21 protein-coding genes are annotated in these 17,619 nt (G+C 64.2%); 5 read left to right on the forward strand and 16 right to left on the reverse strand.

Annotated features, from left to right (window positions below; translation table 11 throughout):
- The first annotated feature begins 27 nt into the window (after positions 1 to 27).
- The 4 genes from B0G71_RS10665 to B0G71_RS10680 all read left to right on the forward strand — a co-directional run bounded on the left by B0G71_RS10665 (position 28) and on the right by B0G71_RS10680 (position 2,870).
- Positions 28 to 405, forward strand: coding sequence for a hypothetical protein (locus B0G71_RS10665; protein ID WP_106284362.1), 378 nt, complete (start codon positions 28 to 30; stop codon positions 403 to 405).
- 20 nt (positions 406 to 425) lie between these two features.
- Entirely contained in the window at positions 426 to 941 is a 516-nt protein-coding gene (locus B0G71_RS10670) for a nuclear transport factor 2 family protein (protein ID WP_116141555.1), read from the forward strand.
- Positions 938 to 2,062, forward strand: coding sequence for an amidase (locus B0G71_RS10675; RefSeq protein WP_116141557.1), 1,125 nt, complete (start codon positions 938 to 940; stop codon positions 2,060 to 2,062). The genes B0G71_RS10670 and B0G71_RS10675 overlap by 4 nt, the downstream gene beginning before the upstream one ends.
- A gap of 64 nt (positions 2,063 to 2,126) precedes the next feature.
- Positions 2,127 to 2,870: an SDR family NAD(P)-dependent oxidoreductase gene (locus B0G71_RS10680; protein ID WP_116141559.1), complete on the forward strand. Its 744-nt coding sequence runs from the start codon at positions 2,127 to 2,129 to the stop codon at positions 2,868 to 2,870.
- 55 nt (positions 2,871 to 2,925) lie between these two features.
- Here B0G71_RS10680 and B0G71_RS10685 read toward each other — a convergent pair whose 3' ends face one another.
- Positions 2,926 to 3,588 carry a response regulator transcription factor gene (locus B0G71_RS10685; RefSeq protein WP_116141561.1) on the reverse strand — a complete coding sequence of 221 codons (663 nt, stop codon included), beginning with the start codon at positions 3,586 to 3,588 and terminating at the stop codon, positions 2,926 to 2,928.
- 259 nt (positions 3,589 to 3,847) lie between these two features.
- Between B0G71_RS10685 and hpaC the strand changes: the two genes are divergently transcribed.
- A complete protein-coding gene (gene hpaC / locus B0G71_RS10690) occupies positions 3,848 to 4,387 on the forward strand; it encodes a 4-hydroxyphenylacetate 3-monooxygenase, reductase component (RefSeq protein ID WP_116141563.1) in 540 nt (179 codons plus the stop codon).
- A gap of 28 nt (positions 4,388 to 4,415) precedes the next feature.
- On the opposite strand, the gene B0G71_RS41310 is transcribed toward hpaC, so the two are convergent.
- The 15 genes from B0G71_RS41310 to B0G71_RS10760 all read right to left on the reverse strand — a co-directional run bounded on the left by B0G71_RS41310 (position 4,416) and on the right by B0G71_RS10760 (position 17,573).
- Complete coding sequence (locus B0G71_RS41310) at positions 4,416 to 4,613, reverse strand: hypothetical protein (RefSeq protein WP_181916750.1); 198 nt, start codon at positions 4,611 to 4,613, stop codon at positions 4,416 to 4,418.
- A gap of 66 nt (positions 4,614 to 4,679) precedes the next feature.
- Entirely contained in the window at positions 4,680 to 5,603 is a 924-nt protein-coding gene (gene hypB / locus B0G71_RS10700; protein ID WP_116141565.1) for a hydrogenase nickel incorporation protein HypB, read from the reverse strand.
- Complete coding sequence (gene hypA, locus B0G71_RS10705; RefSeq protein ID WP_116141567.1) at positions 5,603 to 5,932, reverse strand: hydrogenase maturation nickel metallochaperone HypA; 330 nt, start codon at positions 5,930 to 5,932, stop codon at positions 5,603 to 5,605. Before hypA ends, hypB begins: the two co-directional genes overlap by 1 nt.
- 20 nt (positions 5,933 to 5,952) lie before the next feature.
- Complete coding sequence (gene hypE / locus B0G71_RS10710) at positions 5,953 to 7,035, reverse strand: hydrogenase expression/formation protein HypE (protein WP_116141569.1); 1,083 nt, start codon at positions 7,033 to 7,035, stop codon at positions 5,953 to 5,955.
- Positions 7,032 to 8,285: a hydrogenase formation protein HypD gene (hypD, locus tag B0G71_RS10715; RefSeq protein WP_116117081.1), complete on the reverse strand. Its 1,254-nt coding sequence runs from the start codon at positions 8,283 to 8,285 to the stop codon at positions 7,032 to 7,034. Before hypD ends, hypE begins: the two co-directional genes overlap by 4 nt.
- Positions 8,282 to 8,989 (reverse strand): SIS domain-containing protein, encoded by a 708-nt coding sequence (locus tag B0G71_RS10720; protein ID WP_116141571.1) that lies wholly within the window; start codon positions 8,987 to 8,989, stop codon positions 8,282 to 8,284. The genes hypD and B0G71_RS10720 overlap by 4 nt, the downstream gene beginning before the upstream one ends.
- A gap of 31 nt (positions 8,990 to 9,020) precedes the next feature.
- The gene (locus B0G71_RS10725) at positions 9,021 to 9,296 is read right to left on the reverse strand and encodes a HypC/HybG/HupF family hydrogenase formation chaperone (protein ID WP_116117083.1); all 276 of its coding nucleotides are present in this window, start codon (positions 9,294 to 9,296) and stop codon (positions 9,021 to 9,023) included.
- A 30-nt stretch (positions 9,297 to 9,326) separates the two neighbouring features.
- Positions 9,327 to 11,738: a carbamoyltransferase HypF gene (gene hypF / locus B0G71_RS10730; protein ID WP_116141573.1), complete on the reverse strand. Its 2,412-nt coding sequence runs from the start codon at positions 11,736 to 11,738 to the stop codon at positions 9,327 to 9,329.
- A 24-nt stretch (positions 11,739 to 11,762) separates the two neighbouring features.
- Complete coding sequence (locus B0G71_RS42635; protein ID WP_404935329.1) at positions 11,763 to 11,864, reverse strand: DUF6893 family small protein; 102 nt, start codon at positions 11,862 to 11,864, stop codon at positions 11,763 to 11,765.
- A gap of 60 nt (positions 11,865 to 11,924) precedes the next feature.
- Positions 11,925 to 12,476: a hydrogenase maturation protease gene (locus B0G71_RS10735; protein ID WP_116141575.1), complete on the reverse strand. Its 552-nt coding sequence runs from the start codon at positions 12,474 to 12,476 to the stop codon at positions 11,925 to 11,927.
- On the reverse strand, positions 12,473 to 13,885 hold the full coding sequence (locus B0G71_RS10740) for a hypothetical protein (protein ID WP_116141577.1): 1,413 nt from the start codon (positions 13,883 to 13,885) through the stop codon (positions 12,473 to 12,475). Before B0G71_RS10740 ends, B0G71_RS10735 begins: the two co-directional genes overlap by 4 nt.
- Positions 13,882 to 14,541, reverse strand: coding sequence for a DUF6084 family protein (locus B0G71_RS10745; protein WP_116141579.1), 660 nt, complete (start codon positions 14,539 to 14,541; stop codon positions 13,882 to 13,884). The genes B0G71_RS10740 and B0G71_RS10745 overlap by 4 nt, the downstream gene beginning before the upstream one ends.
- The gene (locus B0G71_RS10750) at positions 14,534 to 15,172 is read right to left on the reverse strand and encodes a DUF5947 family protein (protein ID WP_116141581.1); all 639 of its coding nucleotides are present in this window, start codon (positions 15,170 to 15,172) and stop codon (positions 14,534 to 14,536) included. Before B0G71_RS10750 ends, B0G71_RS10745 begins: the two co-directional genes overlap by 8 nt.
- The gene (locus tag B0G71_RS10755) at positions 15,169 to 15,762 is read right to left on the reverse strand and encodes a NifU family protein (protein ID WP_158608151.1); all 594 of its coding nucleotides are present in this window, start codon (positions 15,760 to 15,762) and stop codon (positions 15,169 to 15,171) included. Before B0G71_RS10755 ends, B0G71_RS10750 begins: the two co-directional genes overlap by 4 nt.
- Entirely contained in the window at positions 15,759 to 17,573 is a 1,815-nt protein-coding gene (locus tag B0G71_RS10760; protein ID WP_116141585.1) for a nickel-dependent hydrogenase large subunit, read from the reverse strand. The genes B0G71_RS10755 and B0G71_RS10760 overlap by 4 nt, the downstream gene beginning before the upstream one ends.
- Between the last annotated feature and the right edge of the window lie 46 nt (positions 17,574 to 17,619).

Here is a 17,619-nt window from a genome sequence, read left to right on the forward strand (position 1 = left end):
CAACCAGATTGCAAGGAGCAACCTCTCATGTCCGATACCTCAACGCTGCCACTGCGTGTTCTGTTCTGCTGCGGCGTCACGCAGAATTTCTTCGACCTGCCGCGCGAACAGATCGGCGAAGTCTGGCAGGCTTACGGCAAGATGCTGGCCGCGATCGAGTCGATGGAAGGCGTCAAGGTGCTCGGCATCATGGACGACGACCGCCTCACCGTGGGCCATGCCGACAACTCGCCGTGGACCTTCTACATCATGGCGGACGTGCGCGATTTCGACACGACTGTCGCCGTGTGCAATCTGTATCGCACCACGCCGGTGGGTGAATACAACCTGTGGCGCTATGGCAAGATCGAAGCGCGTGTCGGACGCGCGCTGCAAGTGCCGCCGCAACATGCCAACGCCGCTTAAGTGTATCGGAGCGCACTGCAATGAACGCGAACCAGGATACGCTTGCCAAGTTGACCGAACGGCTTGCCGCGCTCGAAGCCGAATCGGCCGTGCGCCGCACCATGGCGCGCTATATGGCGCTATGCGACGTTCCGTCCGGTGTGGTCGAAGGCGAAACGCTCGCCGCTCTCTTCCGCGCCGACGCGATCTGGGAAGGCATCGGCCCACAGTACGCGAACAAGTTCGGCCGCCTGACTGGCCACGCTGAAATTCTCGCTATGCTCACACGCTACCTGCCGCCCTCGCCGCATTTCTCGGTGAACGTGCACTTCCTCACGTCGGAAACCATCGACGTTCAGGCGGCGAGCGCGAAAGGCCGCTGGATCATGCTGCAGGCATCGGGCTATGTCGATGCGCCGGCCGAACTGATCTCGGCGCGTCTCGAAGTGGATTTCGCGCCTGCCGATAACGGCCGCGACTGGCTCATCACGCACTTTCGCACGGAGCGCCTGTTCGACGCGCCGTGGCAAGTCAATGCAAGGAAACCGCACCCATGAACGAGTTTATCCAGACGCTGTCGTTAGGCGGCACCGGTCCGAGCATCGCGATCAAGGACACGATCGATATCGCCGGTTACGCCACCACCGCCGCGAGCCGCGCGCTCGCCGATACGCCGCCCGCGCAACGGCATGCGGAAGTCGTCGAACGTTTGCTTTCCGCCGGCTGGCACATTGTCGGCAAGGCGAACATGCATGAGCTGGCGTTCGGCATGACCGGTATCAACGACTACACCGGCACGCCGCAGAATCCGCAGGACGCTGCGCGCATCCCGGGCGGATCGTCGAGCGGATCGGCGGCGGCAGTCGGCCTGAAACTCGCCGACGCCGCGCTCGGCACCGACGCCGGCGGCTCGATTCGCGGACCCGCCGCCTGCTGCGGCGTGATCGGATTGAAGCCCACCTTCGGGCGCGTGTCGCGGCTCGGCGTGGCGCCCCGAGAATCCACGCTCGATTGTGTCGGACCGTTTGCACGCGACATGCGCACGCTCGTTGCCGCGATGCAGGCCATCACCGCTAACTTCGATACGAATGCCGCGCACGCGCGGCAAGGTGCGTGCAAGGTCGGCATCGTGCAGGCGGAGGCCACGGCCGAAATCCTCGACGCCGTCACGCGCGTGGCCGACAAGGCGGATTGTGTCGCGCATACGCTGGCGCTTGCAGGTCTCGCCGCCGCCTTCGACGCGGGCGTCGCCGTGATCAACGTCGAGACCTCGCGCGCGTTCGGGCATCTGGTGGCGAGCGGCAAACTCGGCGCGGATCTCGACGCGCGCCTGCGCGCCGCGGCCAACACCACCGCCGCGCAACTCGACGCGGCGGAACAGGTGCGCCGCGACTTCACCGCGGCGGTCGACCACGCGCTCGACAATGTCGACGTGCTGATTCTGCCCACGCTTCCTGCGCTGCCGATCACACTTGAACAGGCGCGCAGCGGCACGTCGGTGATCGCCATGTCGTCGCTGATCCGGCCGTTCAATCTGAGCGGCCATCCCGCGCTGAGTTTGCCGTTGCCGATCCGCGGCTCGTCGCTCAAGGCAGGTTTGCAGATCGTCGGACGCAAAGGCCAGGATGAGCAGGTATGCGCGATCGCGGCGCGTTTCGAAGCCGCCCTCGCCGCTTGATTCGCTTCGGCGATGCCTCGGGCCGCTCGAACAGCGGCCGCTATTTCGAAGTGGAGTGGATGCAATGCAGAAGAGAGTCGTTCTTGTCACCGGCGCCGCGCGCGGTCTGGGCGCCGCGATCGCCACGCGCTTTCATGCGGCGGGTTACGCGGTCGCCATCGGCGATATCGCGTTCGATGCCGCACAAGCGCTCGCGCGTGATCTCAGCGCCGACGGTTCCACTGCGTTCGCGCTGAATCTCGACGTCACCGCGAAAGCCGCCTTCACGACGGCGCGCGACGCGATCCTGCAGCGCTGGGGGCGTATCGACGCGTTGGTGAATAACGCGGGGGCCTCCAAAGTCGTCTCCGTGATGGAAATAACGGCCGAGCAATTCGATCAGGTCATCAACGTCAACTTGCGCAGCGTGCTGTTCGGCTGCCAGGTTTTCGGCCAGCACTTCGCCGACGTCGGCGCGGGCCGTATCGTCAATATCGCGTCGCTTGCGGGACAGAACGGCGGCTCCGCAACCGGCGCGCATTATGCGGCCGCGAAAGGCGGTGTGATTACGCTCACCAAGGTCTTCGCGCGCGATCTCGGCGCGGCGGGCGTGACCGTCAACGCCATTTCGCCCGGACCTATGGATCTGCCGATCGTGCATGAAAGCGTGGCGCCCGACAAACTGAAGGCGGTGATCGCGAACATTCCAGCGGGACGTCTGGGCTCCGCGGACTATATCGCCGATGTCGCGGTGATGCTCGCCGCGGAACATGCCTACTTCGCGAACGGCGCGTGCTGGGATGTGAACGGCGGACTCTTCATGCGCTGATGTTGATGCTGATTCAGTTGCGGTCGCGCGCGAACGCCACAGCGGCATGCATGCATCAACGCGGAATGGCACCCACGTTCGCGTCCTGATCCCACACCGCCATCACCTCGCGCACCAGCATCGCAATCGACGCCGCGCCGAGCTTGTCCTTGATGCTCGCGCGATGCACGTCGACGGTCTTGACGCTGATCGACAGATCGCTGGCGATGCGCTTGCTACCTTTGCCGTCGATCACGCCACGCAAGACTTCTTTTTCACGCGCGGTCAGCGACTCGATCCGCTTGCGCAACTCGCGCTGCTTCTGGCCGGCCGCATGACGATGCGCCGCGAGCTTCAGTGCGCTTTGCACGCGGTCGAGCATCTGCTGCGAGTTATACGGTTTCTCGACGAAATCGATCGCGCCGTTTTGCAGCGCGCGCACCGACATCGGAATATCGCCGTGGCCGCTCACGAAAATGATCGGCAACGTGACGCCCTGGCGATTCAATTCCGCTTGCACGTCGAAGCCGCTTTGCTCCGGCATGCGCACGTCGAGCACGAGACAGGCGGGCACGTCCGCATTGAATGCGCCGAGAAACTCGCTCGCATTGGCGAAACCCGCCGACTTCACGCCAACCGATTCGAGCAGCCACGCGAGCGACGTGCGCATGCCGCTGTCGTCATCGACGATATAGACGATCGGTGCGAGGGGCGTGGCGGATGGCGAGGGTTGGGGCATGGTGGTCGTTGTAGATGCGATTCGAAGCGTAATACCCGGTTCATCATAACCAGCGAGAAAAGCGCTGCAAAGCGATAGTTACCCTGAAAGACTCATTAATCGTGGTGCGTGTGTCCAGTGTTCAACCACACATTGGGGAAAGCTTTAGATGCACTGGGAAACACGCCTGCCCGCCTGCCGCTCGCGCGGATTTTTTTCTGCATGGCGATTGGGTACGCTTGAATCCAATCACTCGACACCTGCCCGAGGAATCCAAACGATGACGCCGACCCAACACGCGATGCCCGACGCCGACGCTCTTATCGACGTCAAACAGCAGTTCCGTCAAGCCATGGCGCACCTCAGTGCCGCCGTGAACGTCATCACGACAGCCGGCCCGCACGGACGTTGCGGCGTGACCGCCAGCGCCGTGTGCTCCGTCACCGATACGCCGCCCACACTGCTGGTCTGCCTGAACCGGTCGAGCGCGATGCATGCGGCCTTCCAGAGCAACCGGCAGGTTTGCGTCAATGTGCTGCCCGGCGAACACGAACTGCTCGCACGCCACTTCGCGGGCATGACCCAGGTGCCGATGGAAGAACGCTTCGGCTGGCCGATCTGGGATGAAGGCGCGCACGGCGTGCCGGTCCTGCGCGACGCGCTGGCGAGTTTGCAAGGCGAGATCGTCGACCTGAAGGAAGTCGGCTCGCACTCGGTGATGTTCGTGAAGACCACACGCATCAGCGTGCGCAGCGATGGCGACGGGTTGATCTACTTCGATCGCAACTTCCATCGCATCAAACGCGTGGCATCGCATTGATCACGCACAGTGGCGGTGTGTGTGGCAGTCAGAGCGCATCAGCGCGAACGGTATCGAACTGGAAAACCGGTGCCGACGCGACGGCTTCGACGAAACAGTCGATCAGATAATCGCAGGCCGACCGATTTGCCCGTAGGTCGGCATGAAACAGGCGGTTGCCGCGATCAACGGGCCATCTGCTTCGGCGGATGATAAGCAGGCGGTGGTGCGGATTGGCATGCGCCATAAATTCTGACTCTGGCTCGCAGAAGCGGTGGCTCACCGTGTATATGCGGTGGCCTCGCTCCTCACTCTACGCGTGAATCGAGGTTGCTCTCGTCCGCAACCACCCATACCACCCATCCATCCCCTCCCCGCTCTGCGCCGACACCTGAAGAATCTCCATTTGCGGATTGACACGCTTCGCATACGCGACACAGCGCTCTACATCGAAGCGCAAATGCGGCAGCAAGTCGATCTTGTTCAGCAACAGCAGCGAACACGCCCGGAACATATGCGGATACTTGATCGGCTTATCCTCGCCTTCAGTCACCGAAAGAATCAAAACCTTGGCCGCTTCACCGAGATCGAATAACGCCGGGCACACCAGATTGCCGACGTTTTCGATCATCACCACCGAATGCAACGGCGGGTCGAGTTGTGTCAGCGCCCTCGACGCCATCTCCGCGTCGAGATGGCACCCAGTGCCGGTGTTGATCTGCACCACTCGCGCGCCGGTTGCGCGAATCCGCTCGGCGTCATTGAGCGTAGCCTGATCGCCTTCGATCACTGTCAGCGGGAACGCGTTACCCAGATCGCGGATCGTCCGTTCGAGTAAGGTCGTCTTGCCGGCGCCCGGCGAACTCATCAGGTTCAGCGCGAGTATCGAACGGCCGGCGAGCCAGCCGCGATTGCGTTCGGCCAGTAGCTGGTTTTTTGCCAGGATGTCGCGTTCGAGGTCGATCGAGGTGCTGTGTTCATGTTCGTGATGATGGTGTGGGACATCTCCGTGCTCATGCTCGTGATCATCGCGTTGGCTGTGTGAGTGTGAGTGTGAGTGTGAATGCAAATGGCCACCGACACCCGCATGCGGATGCGCGCCGACTCGCCGATAAGCGTTTGCAGCTGAACCCGCGCTGCTGCTTTCCGGCCGCGTCTGTGCACCACCCTCCACCGTCTCATCCAGATCGGTCACTGCCGCGCTCTGCGTATTCGAACATCCGCATGTCGTACACATCACACCACCTCCATCTGCCGGATCTTCAACTGCTGACCGGAAATCAGTTCGAGACTCTCGCTCCCGCAGGCGCACTGCCCGTACGGCACCTCGAGCGCGACCGTTGCACCGCACGTGAGACAGCGCGCCTCGCCCGGCATCACGACGATCTCGAGCGCCGCGCCTTCCACCGACGTATCCTTCGCGCACACGTCGAAGCAGAACCGGATCGCCTCCGGCATCACCGCCGACAGTTGCCCGATCTCCAGCGTCACGCGCCGCACGCGCGCGCCGTGTGCCTGTTCCGCGCAAATCTCGACGACGCTGTTCGCAATGCTCAACTCGTGCACGCCGCGCTCCCTTTGACCGCTCAGCAGATGCGCGGCAGTTGCTCGCCCACCAGCATATCGACGATGCGTTGTCCGCCGCACACCGTCTGCATGACGACAAGTCCGCTCGCCTCCGCCTCGCTGCGTTCGACCGTGCCGATCACCGCCGCCTCGCGTCCCTCAGGATGCGCACGCATGGCCGCCAGCACGCGTTCGGCGGCATCGGCCGGCACGACGGCCACCAGCTTGCCTTCATTGGCGAGATACAGCGGGTCCAGGCCGAGAATCTCGCACGCGCCCTTCACCTGTTCACGCAAGGGCAGCGCGGCTTCAACGAGCCGTATCGTCACGTTCGAACTTTGCGCGAATTCATTGAGCACGGTCGCGACGCCGCCGCGCGTCGCATCGCGCAGACAGTGGATCTGCGGGCACGCGTCGAGCATCGCCGCGATCAGGCCGTTGAGCGGACAGCAGTCGCTTCCCATGTCGGCTTCGAGGGCAAGCTGCTGACGCGCCACCAGAATCGCCGCGCCGTGATCGCCGAGATACCCGTTGACGATCACCACGTCGCCGGGACGCGCGTGGCGCGCCGAGATCGCGACATCGCGGCGCACCACACCAATTCCCGCGGTGTTGATGAACAGTTTGTCGGCGCAACCGCGCTCCACCACTTTCGTGTCGCCCGTGACGATCGCGACGCCGGCTTCGAGCGCGACACGCTGCATGCTCGCCGCCACGCGGCGCAGAAGATCGACGGAGAATCCCTCTTCGATCACCACCGCGCACGACAAATATAAAGGCGTCGCGCCGCACACCGCCAGGTCGTTCACCGTACCGGACACCGCCAGCGTGCCGATGTCGCCGCCCGGAAAGAACAGCGGATCGACCACATAGCTATCGGTCGTAAAGGCAAGCCGGTCGCCGTGCGCGGCGAGATCGGCAAGCGCGAAGACGGCCTGATCTTCCAGCGCCGCGAGCGTGGGATTGTCGAACGCCGACACGAACACGTCTTCGATCAGATCGCGCATTGCGCGGCCACCGCCACCGTGCGCGAGATTGACGGATGCGTCCCGCACGCGGCGTGGCGCGCTGGATTTGATCGAGGTGGCAGCGCGGTCATTCATGGGCCGCCTCGCACGGTGGAGGTGGCGAGCATCGCCGCAGCCGCATCGGCCACGCCGCCCGCGCCGAGACACGGCGCTACCTGAGTCGCCAACTCAGCCGCCGCTTGCCGCGCCGCGCGCCGTTCATCGATCCGCGACGTATCGATGCGCCCATAGTTGTAATACGCCGCGCACGCCCCTTCGCTCGAGACCATCAGCGCGCCGAGCGGCGACTCGGGCGTACACGCTGTGCCGAACACCTTGCATTGATGCGGCTTGATCACGCCCTTGAGCACCTCGCCACATTGACAGGCTTTCGGATCGGCGATCTTCAGATTCGGCACCGCGAACTTGCGCTCGGCGTCGAATGCCGCGAATGTCTCGCGCATCCGCACGCCGGAATGATCGATCGAGCCGAGTCCACGCCATTCGAAAAACTCACGCGTCTCAAACACCCGCGCCACCGCCGACAGCGCCTGCGCGTTGCCATCCTCCGGCACGATGCGTCCATACTGGTTCTCGACCTCGCAGCGGCCGTCCGCGATCTGCCTGAGCACCATCCACATCGACTGCAGCACGTCGAGCGGCTCGAAGCCGGCCACCGTGATCGGCTTGCGATAGTGCCGTGCGATGAAGTCGTACGGGCGCGTGCCGATCACCATGCTGACATGTCCGGGGCCGAGAAAGCCGTCGAGGTGCAAGTCCGGCGAATCGAGAATCGCCTTGATGGTCGGAATGATGGTGATGTGATTGCAGAACAGCGAGAAATTCGCGACCTTTTGCGCATGCGCCCGCAAGACGGTCATCGCGGTGCTCGGCATGGTCGTCTCGAAGCCAAGGCCGAAGAAGATCACCTCGCGGTGCGGATTGAGTTGCGCGATCTTCAATGCGTCGAGCGGCGAATAGACCATGCGCACGTCGGCACCGTCGGCTTTCGCCTTGAGCAGGCTTTTCTTCGAACCGGGCACGCGCATCGCGTCGCCGAATGTCGTGAAAATCACTTCCGGACGCTCCGCCAGCGCGACACAATCGTCGACACGACCCATCGGCAGCACGCACACGGGACAGCCGGGACCGTGAACGAACTCTACGGTGTCGGGCAGCAGTTGCTGGATGCCGTAGCGGAAAATCGTGTGAGTGTGGCCGCCGCACACTTCCATGATTTGCAGCGGCCTTTGCTTCGCGCGCTCGATGCGCGACACCAGCGCGCGGATTTCTTTCGCGAGCGTTTTCGCCTTGTCCGGGTCGCGAAACTCATCGACGTATTTCATGGCGTGCCTCCCGCAGCAACCGTGGCCGAAGCGCCGAGACCGCCGCGATCGTCGGCGAGCAGCGTATGCACGAGATCCCACAGAATGTGATAAATCGCGACATGCGTCTCCTGCACGCGATGAATGCTGTCGCTTCTCACCACGAGGCAATGATCGAGCGCGGCGCTCGTGGCCATGCGTCCGCCGTCGTGACCGGAGAGTCCGATGGTCAGCAGTTCCATCTCTTTCGCCTTCGCGAATGCCGCCAGCAGGTTCTCCGAATTGCCGCTCGTCGACACGCCGATCAGCGCATCGCCGCGCCGTGCCTGTGCCACCAGTTGCCGGACGAAAATATGATTGAAGCCGACGTCGTTGCCGACCGCCGTCAACATGGCCATGTCGGCGACGAGATTGACGGCGGTGAGCGCGGGGCGTCCTGTCGTGACCGGATGAAGAAACTCGACCGCGATATGCGCCGCGTCGCAACTCGAACCGCCATTGCCCATCGCGAAGAGCCGTCCGCCACGGCGATACACATCGGCAATCGCGTGAGCCACGCGCACGACCTCGGGCGCGCTTTCCTCGAAGAAACGCGTTTTCGCGTCCACGCTGTCCTGCGCCTTGCGACGCACCGATTCGAGCAGGGCGGCGTCGAGCCGCTCCGCGTCCTGATGCGCGCCATGCAGGAACGGATACAGCGCTTGCAGCGATTCGTGTTCGGGCATGACCGGTCTCCGTGTGCGGGTGCCGGCGCGCTCACGGCGCGCCGCGCAACTCATCCATCTCGCCCTGCGCGACGCCCAGTTCATGCAGCAGCGCAAGCGTGCGCGCCGCCTCCCGCTCGTCGACGCGGCTCATCGCAAAGCCGACATGCACCAGCACCCATTCGCCGACGCACGCGCTAGCCGGCCGGTCTTCGTCGATCACGAAGGCGATGTTGATCACGCGCCGCACACCGCCGACATTGACGAGCGCGAGATCGTTCGCCGCATCCGTCACTTCGACGATCTGCCCTGGAATGCCCAGACACATGTCGCTCTCCCCTCTACCCCGTGCAAACTATCAACCCTCATCGCGCGTCCGTGCCGCCGCGATCACCGCCTGCCCGAGCGACAATCCGCCGTCGTTAGCCGGCACCTGGCGATGCGTCAGCACGCGAAAACCCCCTTCGTTGAGGCGCGTGGCGACCTGTTCGAACAGGATGCGGTTCTGGAACACGCCGCCCGACAGCGCGACGCTGCGCGTGTCGGCCGGGCCCGTCAGCAGATCGGCAAGACACTCCACCATGCGCACGATCGCGATCGCCATGCCCTTGTGAAAACGCGCCGCGATCACCGGCACGGGCGTGCAGCGCAGCAGATCGTCGAGCAAGGCTTCCCACATTGGCCGGGGTTCGATGCAGCGCAACCCTCCTGGCATGGTGTTGGTCAGCTCGAACGGATACGCATGCGCGTCGCTGTCGTTGCGCAGTGTGTGCTGATCGACCAGCGCCTCCAGTTCGATCGCGGCCTGACCTTCGTAAAGCACGCGCTCACGGCACACGCCGAGCGTGGCGGCCACCGCGTCGAACAAACGGCCCGCCGAACTCGCGAGCGGGCTGTTCACGCGCTGCGCGATCATCGAGTCGAGCGCCGCGCGCGGGCGGCTGCTCAGGAATTGCTGCATCTCCAGACCGCTGTAGTGCCGCGTGAATCCGTACCAGTCGAAAGCCGCCCGCAGATGCGCGTAGGCATTGCGCCACGGCTCGTCGATGGCGCGCGTGCCGCCCGGCATCGCCACCGGTTTGAAGCGGCCGAGCCGCGTATAGCCGCGATAGTCGGCCAGCATGAATTCGCCGCCCCACAGCGTGCCGTCGTCGCCGTAACCGAGACCGTCGAGCGCGACGCCCAGCATCGGCGACGCATCGAAGGGCACGCCGTTTTCGGCCATGCACGCGGCGAGATGGGCGTGATGATGCTGCACTTCGACCACTGGAATCTGCGAGGCTTGCGCGAGCTCGTAGCCGATCTTGCGCGACAGATACTCAGGATGAAGGTCGAGCGCGATTGCCCGCGGCTCATGCTCGAACAGACGCAGATACTGCGCCACCGCGCGGCGATAGTCCGCATACGTCAGCGCGTCTTCCAGATCGCCGATGTGATGCGAGACGATCGCCTGCGCATCTCGCGCAAGGCAGAAGGTGTTCTTGAGTTCGCCGCCCGTCGCCAGCACGGCCGGCGTATCGGCGAAACCTTTAGGCAACAGCAGCGGCGCCGGCGCATAGCCGCGCGCGCGCCGCACGATCCGCGCCGTTCCCCGCACCACGCGCGCGACCGAATCGTCGACCCGGCGCGAAATGTCGCGGTCGTGCATCAGGAAGACATCGGCGATACGGCCGAGACGCGCGCGGGCGTCCGCATTATCGATGCACGGCGGCTCGTCGCTGGTGTTGCCGCTCGTCACGACCAGCGCGGAATCGATCGACTCCATCAGCAGCCGATGCAGCGGCGTGGTCGGCAGCATGAAGCCCAATGTGCCGACGCCCGGTGCAACACTCGGCGCGACGCATTCGGCGCCATCGGCTGACAGAATCACGATAGGTCCGCCGGCGCTCGCGAGCAGCGCGCATTCGGCTTGATTCGGTGTGCAATACCGGTGCACGGCTTGCAGGTCGCGCGCCATCAGCGCAAAGGGTTTGCACTCGCGCCGTTTCAGCCGCCGCAGACGCGCGACCGCGGTTTCATCGTTCGCGCGGCAGGCCAGTTGAAAACCGCCTAAGCCCTTGATCGCGACGATCGCGCCATGCCGCAGCAACTGGCTTGCCGCGCGGCACGGATCGTCGCCGCGCACGCGCGCGCCATCGCGGCTCTCCAGCCAGACACGCGGGCCGCATGCGGGGCACGCGACCGGTTGCGCGTGAAAGCGCCGGTTGGCGGGATCGTCGTATTCCGCACGGCACGCGTCGCACATGACGAAGGCCGCCATGGTCGTATTGGCGCGATCGTAGGGAATGGCCTGCACGATCGACAGCCGGGGGCCGCAGTGCGTGCAGTTCGTAAAGGGGTAGCGATAGCGGCGGTTCGCCGGGTCGGCGGTATCCGCCGCGCAGTCGGCGCAGATGACCGCGTCGGGCGTGACGCCGGTTTGCACCGGGCCGCGCACGCTCGGCACGATACGAAAGTCGCTTGCTCCGGCCGCCTCGTTCAACTCATGCCGCTCGATCGCGTCGATCCGCGCGAGCGGCGGACACTCGGCGCTCAGGCTGTCGATGAAACGCTGCAGCATCCACGCGTCGCCCCATGCGTGAATCAGCACGCCGTCGCTGTCGTTGCACACGTCGCCCACCACGCCGCAGGCATGCGCCAGCCGCCACACGGTCGGCCGGAAGCCGACGCCCTGCACCAGCCCGCGCACGCGGATCTCTTCACCCACCGGTCCCGCGACCGCCGGATGCTGCGTCGAACCCGGCCCGGCGGGCTGTGCATGCGTGCTCATCGCCATCTCCCTGACCGACGCCGCCTACATGTTGCGAATTCGGATATAGCGCTTGATGTCCTTCATATTTGCCAACACGCTCACCACCAATGCCGGCAATAAGAGGTACTTGAAAAAACCTTTCATGATGTCTCCCGCTTCAGTTATTCCACGCCGTATGCATGACGTGTCCGCACACCCCGCATATCAGGCCACGCGCGCGGCGCGCTGCGCGAGCCTCGCCGTCACGAGCCGCACCACTACGTCAGCGGCCAGTTCCACCGCAGCCGCCACGGGGCGGCTCAAACTCATTCGCCCTTCTTCGCCTTGTTCGCAACCGAAATCCTGCGGCTCGCAGCCGAGCACGACAATGTCCTCGCAGCCGCCGCCGAGCATGCGCACGGTATGCAATACCTTGGCGGGGACCATCTCATGCGGCGACATCAGGATCGGCAGCGCGTACGGATCTTCGCTCGCTGTACTGCCCGACTCGTCGATGGACGGCTCGATCACGTACAGCGTGCCCGGCGCGCCGCCGCGCTGCGTGGCGTCGATCAGGATCGCGCTGTCCACGCCGTCGAGAAGCGCGTAACACAGATCGACGCCGCGAATGCCGAAGTCCGCGACGTCCACGTCCGCCGCGAATCCCGGCAAGTCGCCCGCGGCCAACTGCTGCTGCAAACGGCGCACCACTTCGACGCCGAAGCCGTCGTCGCCGAGAAACACGTTGCCGATGCCGGCCACCAGAATCGCGCTCATACGAGCCCCCGCCGTGCGCCGGCGGCCTGGCCGAGCGGCTCGATTTCGTCCGGCCCGAAGAAGAACCGGTGGCCCGGCATGCGCTGCACGCCGAAGTCCTTGCCCGGATCGTCGTCGATGGTCACGGCAACGTGCACGTGGTCGTCGAAATCGCGCTCGATCGATTCGATCGTCGCGACCATGCCGCTCAGCGCGATATCGAAGATGTCCGCGCGGCCGCGCGGGCGCAGACGCACCTGATCGCCGATGCGAATCTCCACGCCCGCGACCCGCACGCAGGCAAGATGCGGTCGCGCATCGAGTTCGGCCCACGGCGAAGCCGGCACGGCGCTCCGTGCCGGAGAAACCGGCGCGTCCACGCTCGCCGCATCGAGCGCGCGCACCTGCCGCAAGGTGCCGTGCAGCTTCTGCATCTGCTCGGCGCCCAGACCTTCGGTGCGCGCGAGCAAGGCGCGAGCGCGCTCGTCGGTGGCGACCATTTCGCGCTTTTCATCGTCGGTCATGGTGAGAATGCGCAGCGTGAGAATCTCGTCGATCTCCGTAGCGTCGAACAGATCGCCTGCGCTTTCGGGCGCGATCTGCGGGAAATCGTAGAGGATGATCGGCGAGGCGAGCATCGTGTCGGGCCGCTTTTCATCGCCGACCAGCACCGGCCACACGCCGATATTGCGGCACGCGGCCGAGGCCGCCGCGAGGTCGTCGGGCGGATCGATCGACGAGATCCATGTGCCGCGCTCGATGTTCAGCACGGTATGGCACGAGACCAGTGCATACAGCGACGCGGCATCGCGCGTGAGGTTGCGCGCCTGCTCGAGCGGCGTTTCATTGACGATGCGCACCTTCAGCCGATAGACGCCCGCCGCCACGCTCGCCGCACTGATTTCGACGCGGCCTTGCAGCGCCGCACGCGTGCGGCGCAACGCGCCACGCAGCGTGCCATGCCAGTCCGCCAGCGGTTCGAGTTCATGGCCGGCATCGAATGAAAAGGGAATCTCACGTGGGGCGTTCAGCAACTCGCCGAGCACCAGCACGGGCAGCGCGAGATGCTGTTCCGCCGCTTCCTGCCACGGCGTGTAGCGCTGTTCGTCGATATCGAGCCGGGATACCGTGCGCCATGCCGGCTCGCCCGACTCCGGCCGCACCGCGGCGCTCTCCGAGACGTCCAGCACCGTCCGCTCGATCACCTGCAAAAAGCCGGGCCGCACGGCCACGCGCGTGTGCTCGCCGCCGCGCAGCAGACACTCGCTTTGCGTCACCCACGGATCGCTGCCGGATGCCTCCGCATAGGCGCGCGGATAAACGCCGCCGAAGGTCCAGCGTTGCCGGTTCTTCACCGAAGTCGGCCGGTACGGATACAGCATGTAGCCTTCGTACAGCACCGCCTGCACCACGCTCTCGACCGCGTTCACGATATGTCCTCCTCGAGCTTGTCGAGCAGACTCGTCACCGCCTGCTCCCAACTCGTCAGACCGCCACGGGTTTTAAAACGGGAGAGGCGATCGAACACGTCACGATGCAGGCATAGCCACGCGCCGTTCGGGTAATAGCGAGCCATCATGTCGCGCCATAACGCCACCGGAAGACGGTACGCCGCCTCCTTGTGCCATGGAATCGGCGCGGCCTGCAATGCGCCGTCGGGCTCGCGATAGAATACGGTGCCGCTGAACTGCAGCATCAGCGGAATCTCGCCCTCTTCCAGACCGTGAAAGTATTTGGTGGCGGCCACATTGAAGTCGTAGCTGCACGGCACGGTCAGATCGAGCGTGCATTCGCCGGTGAACGGTGGCGCGACCGCCGACGCATGCGTCCACAGCATCGTGCGCAACGTATCGCCCCAGCGCGGTGGAATACCGAACAGGTCTTCGAGCCCGTACTGCTCGGAGGATGCGTAGCGACGTTTCGCGGCCTCGATCTGGATCTGGCATTGCAGCATGATGCTGGCGATCTCGAGCTGCGCCGATGGGTCAGCCGCCGTATCGACGATATGCAGCTTAAACATCAGCAGCGGCGCCACCGCAAACGGCACCACTTCCGCCGACTCGACGGTGAATGCGAGATCAGGCATGAAGCAAGCCCTCCGGTACGCGGCCATGAGTTTTCAACGCGGCGAAGAAACGATGGATCGCATCCCAGGCCTGCCGGCCGCCCGAGACGCCGCGCCATCGCGCGCGAATCACGCCGGTCAGCGCATAACATTGGTCGATCGGCACACGGTAATACTCGCGCGCGCCTTCGCTGCGGTTCACGAGCAGCGCTTCGACGTCGGGCTCCAGTTGCGCGAGCCACGGGTTGTCGGCAACGAGTTCGGTCCACGCCTGCAGATCCAGCAGCGACTGCGTGCCGCCCGCCGGTCCGGGATACAGCGCGACGATATGTTGCGCCGAACTGTCGTGAAAGAAGAAAGCCATGTCGATGGGAATCGCCAGCGCGTCCCACTGCGCGTCGCTCATGCGAAAGCCGTCGAGATAACGCGCGTCGCGCGGCACCGGACGATAGCGCGCGTTCTGCTGATTGCCGAACAACAATGCGCAGGCACGGCAGCAGCAATGCAGTTGCCGTTTGGCGATCTCGAACAGATGAGGATGGTCGGCCAGCAGCAGCGCGCCGCACAACTCGCAGTGCGTGTCGTCGGCTTTGCGCACGAAATGGCGCACGGCCGCGACCCAGCCGCGCGTCGTGGCGACGGCGGACGTCATTGCGCGCCGGCCTCGGTCCGGCCGGCTACCCTGGTTTGCGTCTCAGTGCGCGTATTAGGCATGAAGCGCAGTTCATGCACGTTGACGTCCTGCAAACCCGCAATGTCGACACGCGTCGCCTCCGGCGCGGCTTCGAAAATCGCAAGCTCGATTTCCTGCCGCAATTCGCCGATCGAATTGTGCTTGCCTTGCAGACGCCCGGCCACTTTCACGCGTACCGCTTCTTCGGCGGCGTCGAGCAATTCGATCTGGATGCCCTGCACGCCGAGCAACGGCCGCATCTTCTCCACCGCTCGCGACACGCGCGTCGGCAGGTCTTGCGGATGCAAACCGTGCAACAGCAGCAGCGCCGATACGCCGGCGTCGCGTTCGAATGCTTCGAGCATGGCGTCGTCCATCGCCCCGACGGACGAAACGATTTCCAGCAGACGCGCGAGCCCGTTCGCATGCAGATCGAGCACCACCTGCAGCAGTTCCTGAGCGCTCTCGCGCGCCGCCGGATCGTCGAGCGTCTCCAGCGCCGCAATCAGTTCCTCGATGCGGCGTTGCTGGGCGGCGACCGGGCTTTGGTCGCTCGTGCGGGTGCTCACGTATGCGCTCCCTGCATCACACCGAAGGTCGGCGAGTGCGAGGTGTCGATGGTCTTGCCGTTGCCCACGTACATATGCACGCCGCACGGCAGGCATGGATCGAAGCTGCGCACCGCGCGCATGATGTCGATGCCCTTGAACTTGTCGGGGCCGTTCTCTTCGAAGATCGGCGTGTTCTGCACGGCGTCTTCATAAGGTCCGGGCGTGCCGTAGATATCGCGCGGATTGGCGTTCCATGGCGTGGGCGGATACGGATGGTAGTTGGCGATCTTGCCCTCGCGGATCACCAGGTGATGCGAGAGCACGCCGCGCACCGCCTCATGGAAGCCGCAGCCGAGCCCTTCTTCCGGCACCGTGAAGTCGCTGAACGTGCGGGTGCGGCCCGCGTGCAATTCGGCGAGCGCCTGCTCGGCGAAATACAGCGCCGCGGCTGCCGAATAAGCCTGAAAATACGTCCGGGCGCGATCGCGTTCGAGCGCATTGCTCCACTTCGGAATCTTCCATTCGAATTCGACCTCGGGCTTGAGCGCGGTCTTCGGCAAATAGATCTTCACGCTGTGACCGGTCGCCTTGATATAGCCGATATCCACCAGTCCCGCCAACGCCGTGGACCACAGTCGCGCAATCGGACCGCCACCGGTATCGAGCGCGAGGTGGTCGCCCGTGCGCTTGTCGAGCCAGCGCGGCGACATTACCCACGTATAGTTGCCGTCGAATTTGCGCTTCTGCGGATGCGGCAGCGTGGTCTGATTCCACGGATGCTTGCGGTCCACCGGATTGCCCAGCGGGTCGTTCTTCACGAAGGTTTCTTCGTGATCCCAGTCGTCGTAATAGGAACTGCCGAGCAGAATGCGAATGTTCAGGTTGATGTCGACGAGATCGGTCGTGACCAGTTCTCCGTCCACCACCACGCCCGGCGTGACGAACATGCCGCGACCCCATTGCGTCATGGTGTTGTAGTTGTAGTCGCACACGTTCGGGTCCTGGAACGAGCCCCAGCAGCCGAGCAGAACACGGCGCCGGCCCACTTCTTCATAACCGGGCAATGCCTCGTAGAAGAAGTCGAACAGATCGTCGTGCAGCGGCACGACCTTCTTCATGAACTCCACGTATTTCATCAGGCGCGTGATGTAGTCGGTGAAGAGCTGAATGGTCGGCACGGTGCCCACACCGCCGGGATATAGCGTCGACGGATGCACGTGGCGCCCTTCCATCAGGCAGAACATTTCGCGCGTGTAGCGGCTCACCATCAGCGTCTCGCGGTAGAACTCGCCGGTAAACGGATTGAGCGCGGTCATGATCTCCGCGATGGTTTTATAGCCGTGCTTGTCCGCATGCGCAGCGGGTGTTTTTTGCGCCTTGGCCCACACGCCCGGATTCGTTTCCTTGACCATCGTCTCGCAGAAGTCCACGCCCACCAGGTTGTCCTGGAAGATGTTGTGGTCGAACATGTATTCGGCCGCTTCGCCGAGGTTGACGATCCACTCGGCGATCATCGGCGGCTTCACGCCGTAGGCCATGTTCTGCGCGTAGACCGAGCAGGTCGCGTGATTGTCGCCGCAAATGCCGCAGATCCGGCTCGTAATGAAATGCGCGTCGCGCGGGTCCTTGCCCTTCATGAAAATGCTATAGCCGCGAAAGATCGACGACGTGCTGTAGCATTCCGCCACCCGACGGTTCGCAAAATCGATCTTGGTGTAAATCCCCAGACTGCCGACGATCCGCGTAATCGGATCCCAGTTCATTTCGACCAGCTTGCCCGGCGCTGCCTGGGTGGTGCTGGTCGCTTCAGGTGCGGTGCTGACGGCCATGACCTTCTCCTGCTGACTATGCTGACGACACTGACTGCGCGAAATC

Source organism: Paraburkholderia sp. BL27I4N3 (assembly GCF_003386115.1).
Classification (GTDB): Bacteria; Pseudomonadota; Gammaproteobacteria; order Burkholderiales; family Burkholderiaceae; genus Paraburkholderia.

Excerpts from the sequence above, each read along its gene's own strand:
- B0G71_RS10665 (WP_106284362.1), top strand. The coding sequence starts at position 28 with ATGTCCGATACCTCAACGCTGCCACTGCGTGTTCTGTTCTGCTGCGGC.
- B0G71_RS10670 (WP_116141555.1), top strand. The coding sequence starts at position 426 with ATGAACGCGAACCAGGATACGCTTGCCAAGTTGACCGAACGGCTTGCC.
- B0G71_RS10675 (WP_116141557.1), top strand. The coding sequence starts at position 938 with ATGAACGAGTTTATCCAGACGCTGTCGTTAGGCGGCACCGGTCCGAGC.
- B0G71_RS10680 (WP_116141559.1), top strand. The coding sequence starts at position 2,127 with ATGCAGAAGAGAGTCGTTCTTGTCACCGGCGCCGCGCGCGGTCTGGGC.
- B0G71_RS10685 (WP_116141561.1), bottom strand. The coding sequence starts at position 3,588 with ATGCCCCAACCCTCGCCATCCGCCACGCCCCTCGCACCGATCGTCTAT.
- hpaC (WP_116141563.1), top strand. The coding sequence starts at position 3,848 with ATGACGCCGACCCAACACGCGATGCCCGACGCCGACGCTCTTATCGAC.
- B0G71_RS41310 (WP_181916750.1), bottom strand. The coding sequence starts at position 4,613 with ATGGCGCATGCCAATCCGCACCACCGCCTGCTTATCATCCGCCGAAGC.
- hypB (WP_116141565.1), bottom strand. The coding sequence starts at position 5,603 with ATGTGTACGACATGCGGATGTTCGAATACGCAGAGCGCGGCAGTGACC.
- hypE (WP_116141569.1), bottom strand. The coding sequence starts at position 7,035 with ATGAATGACCGCGCTGCCACCTCGATCAAATCCAGCGCGCCACGCCGC.
- hypD (WP_116117081.1), bottom strand. The coding sequence starts at position 8,285 with ATGAAATACGTCGATGAGTTTCGCGACCCGGACAAGGCGAAAACGCTC.
- B0G71_RS10720 (WP_116141571.1), bottom strand. The coding sequence starts at position 8,989 with ATGCCCGAACACGAATCGCTGCAAGCGCTGTATCCGTTCCTGCATGGC.
- B0G71_RS10725 (WP_116117083.1), bottom strand. The coding sequence starts at position 9,296 with ATGTGTCTGGGCATTCCAGGGCAGATCGTCGAAGTGACGGATGCGGCG.
- hypF (WP_116141573.1), bottom strand. The coding sequence starts at position 11,738 with ATGAGCACGCATGCACAGCCCGCCGGGCCGGGTTCGACGCAGCATCCG.
- B0G71_RS42635 (WP_404935329.1), bottom strand. The coding sequence starts at position 11,864 with ATGAAAGGTTTTTTCAAGTACCTCTTATTGCCGGCATTGGTGGTGAGC.
- B0G71_RS10735 (WP_116141575.1), bottom strand. The coding sequence starts at position 12,476 with ATGAGCGCGATTCTGGTGGCCGGCATCGGCAACGTGTTTCTCGGCGAC.
- B0G71_RS10745 (WP_116141579.1), bottom strand. The coding sequence starts at position 14,541 with ATGCCTGATCTCGCATTCACCGTCGAGTCGGCGGAAGTGGTGCCGTTT.
- B0G71_RS10750 (WP_116141581.1), bottom strand. The coding sequence starts at position 15,172 with ATGACGTCCGCCGTCGCCACGACGCGCGGCTGGGTCGCGGCCGTGCGC.
- B0G71_RS10760 (WP_116141585.1), bottom strand. The coding sequence starts at position 17,573 with ATGGCCGTCAGCACCGCACCTGAAGCGACCAGCACCACCCAGGCAGCG.